Below are 2,555 nucleotides of genomic sequence, written 5' to 3' on the forward strand. Positions count from 1 at the left end.
ATGACTAATTTGTTGGGAACAAATTTGCACGGCTTGGCCGCCCGCAGGGTGACTGGCAGGGATAGCCAGTCATGAAAATCCTACTTTTCGGCAAAAGCGGTCAGCTGGGTTGGGAGTTGCAACGAAGCCTGGCGCCATTGGGTGAATTAATTACCTTGGATAGGCATAGCCAAACGCATTGCGGAGATTTAACCAATCTGGCCGGTATTGGCAAAACGGTGCAAGATTTTCAGCCGGATGTGATTGTCAACGCTGCAGCTTATACAGCAGTCGATAAAGCAGAATCCGAAACCGAATTAGCTCAGCTTATCAACGCACTAGCGCCGGCGAAATTAGCTCAAGCGGCTAAAGACTGCGGTGCCTGGCTGGTACATTATTCCACCGATTATGTGTTCGACGGCAGCGGCGATCAGCCTTGGTGTGAAAGTGATCTGGTCCAGCCCTTAAGTGTCTACGGTAAAACAAAGCTGGATGGAGAACTGGCCATTCAACAGTCTTCTTGCTTACATTTGATTTTTCGCACCAGTTGGGTATATGCCGCACGCGGTAATAACTTTGCCAAAACCATGTTACGACTGGCGCAGGAGCGCGAGCAATTATCTGTCATCAATGACCAAATTGGTGCACCCACCGGGGCTGAGTTGTTGGCGGATGTGACAGCACATGCCATTAAAATGGCGATTAAGCAGCCTGATGTGTCAGGTTTGTATCATCTGGTAGCCGATGGTCAAATCAGTTGGTTTGATTATGCGGCTTATGTATTGGATTTTGCCCGCCAGTCGGGGATACCGTTAAAGCTACCGGAAAATGCCTTACAGGCTATTTCTACAGCCCAATATCCAACCCCTGCAAAACGACCATTAAATTCAAGATTAAATAATAACAAACTTAAAGCCTGCTTCAATCTAAATTTGCCAAGCTGGCAAATTGGGCTAGAGCGGATGTTGATGGAAATTCACGGAAAATAATCATGACTCAGCGTAAAGGTATTATCCTCGCCGGCGGTTCAGGTACTCGACTGTATCCAGTGACCAAAGCCGTTTCTAAACAATTGCTGCCTATTTACGACAAGCCGATGATTTATTATCCGCTCAGCACGCTAATGCTGGCCGGTATTAAAGATATTTTGATTATCTCTACCCCACAGGACACGCCATTGTTCCAGCATTTGTTGGGCGATGGTAGTGATTGGGGAATTAATCTTCAGTATGCCGTGCAGCCTAGTCCGGATGGTCTGGCGCAAGCATTTATTATTGGTAAGGAATTTGTTGGCAATCATCCCAGTGCTTTGGTGTTGGGCGATAATATTTTTTATGGGCATGATTTGCATGTTCAGCTTAGAAATGCAGATCTGCAAACCGAGGGCGCAACCGTCTTTGCCTATCACGTGCACGATCCGGAGCGTTATGGTGTCGTCAGTTTTGATGCAAAAGGGAAGGCCACCTCTTTAGAAGAGAAGCCATTGCAGCCCAAAAGCAATTATGCAGTGACCGGACTCTATTTTTACGATAATCAAGTGGTGGATATTGCGCTGAATTTAAAGCCATCACCTCGCGGCGAGTTGGAGATCACCGATGTGAACAAGGTCTATCTGGCTCAGCAACAGCTCAACGTCGAAATTATGGGGCGAGGATATGCTTGGTTGGATACCGGCACCCACGCCAGTCTGATTGAGGCGAGTAACTTTATCGAAACCATAGAAACACGTCAGGGTTTAAAAATCGCTTGCCCGGAAGAAATCGCCTGGCGTAGTGGTTGGATCAATGCAGAACAAATCGAAAAACTAGCACAGCCGCTGGCGAAAAACGGTTATGGTCAATATCTGCTGGCGCTGCTTAAACAGCAGGTGTTAACTTAAGAATCAGTTACAACGCAGAGTAAACGTCACCGGGCCGTTGTTGATTAAAGCCACTTGCATATCCGCGCCAAATTCACCGTATTGGGTGCCAGGATAAAGCAAACTGGCTTGTTGCTGAAAGTAGCTAAACAACTCTCGACCCATCTCTGGCGGCGCGGCGCTGGCAAAGCTGGGGCGATTGCCTTTTTGGGTGTCGGCTGCCAAGGTGAATTGCGGCACGATCAATAATCCGCCTTGAATGTCGCGTAAACTCAAATTCATTTTGTCGTCGGTATCGGCAAAAATCCGGTAATTCAGAATGCGTTCCAATAGCCGGTTAGCTTGGGTTTGATTATCGGTTTTTTCTACAGCCACCAATGCCATGATACCTTGTCCTATTACGCCAATATCAATGTCATCAACAGTGACTTTGGCTTCAGTGACGCGTTGAATAATGCTGATCATAGCTTGTCAGTGCGAGTTAGAAAGTGATCTAATTTTTTGTCTGTGCCCATGATGTGGTTGATTAGCCAGGAGTTTAAGAAATTTAACAAGAATTGTGGGGAAACCAGCGTACCCCGGTTAATATCTGCCTGTAGCTTAGGATTGCGCATGAAACAAGTTCGTCAGCTGTGGGTGCGAATTTATTCGCACTTTGCGGATAAATCCGCACCTACACAGGATTCTTGCATATGATATTCCATGCATATTCCTTAGT

At 46.7% G+C, this 2,555-nt stretch carries 3 protein-coding genes; 2 read left to right on the top strand and 1 reads right to left on the bottom strand.

Annotated elements, in window-relative coordinates; genetic code table 11:
- Positions 1-71: 71 nt before the first annotated feature.
- Together rfbD and rfbA are read left to right on the top strand one after the other, a co-directional pair.
- Positions 72-968, top strand: a complete 897-nt coding sequence (gene rfbD / locus A1359_RS02540; protein WP_066977544.1) for a dTDP-4-dehydrorhamnose reductase — start codon at positions 72-74, stop codon at positions 966-968.
- A 2-nt stretch (positions 969-970) separates the two neighbouring features.
- Positions 971-1,858, top strand: a complete 888-nt coding sequence (gene rfbA / locus A1359_RS02545; RefSeq protein ID WP_066977548.1) for a glucose-1-phosphate thymidylyltransferase RfbA — start codon at positions 971-973, stop codon at positions 1,856-1,858.
- 3 nt (positions 1,859-1,861) lie between these two features.
- Here rfbA and dtd read toward each other — a convergent pair whose 3' ends face one another.
- Positions 1,862-2,302, bottom strand: a complete 441-nt coding sequence (gene dtd, locus A1359_RS02550) for a D-aminoacyl-tRNA deacylase (protein WP_066977551.1) — start codon at positions 2,300-2,302, stop codon at positions 1,862-1,864.
- Positions 2,303-2,555: the final 253 nt, after the last annotated feature.

This window comes from Methylomonas lenta (assembly GCF_001644015.1).
Lineage (GTDB): Bacteria > Pseudomonadota > Gammaproteobacteria > Methylococcales > Methylomonadaceae > Methylomonas > Methylomonas lenta.

Excerpts from the sequence above, each read along its gene's own strand:
- rfbD (WP_066977544.1), top strand. The coding sequence starts at position 72 with ATGAAAATCCTACTTTTCGGCAAAAGCGGTCAGCTGGGTTGGGAGTTG.
- rfbA (WP_066977548.1), top strand. The coding sequence starts at position 971 with ATGACTCAGCGTAAAGGTATTATCCTCGCCGGCGGTTCAGGTACTCGA.
- dtd (WP_066977551.1), bottom strand. The coding sequence starts at position 2,302 with ATGATCAGCATTATTCAACGCGTCACTGAAGCCAAAGTCACTGTTGAT.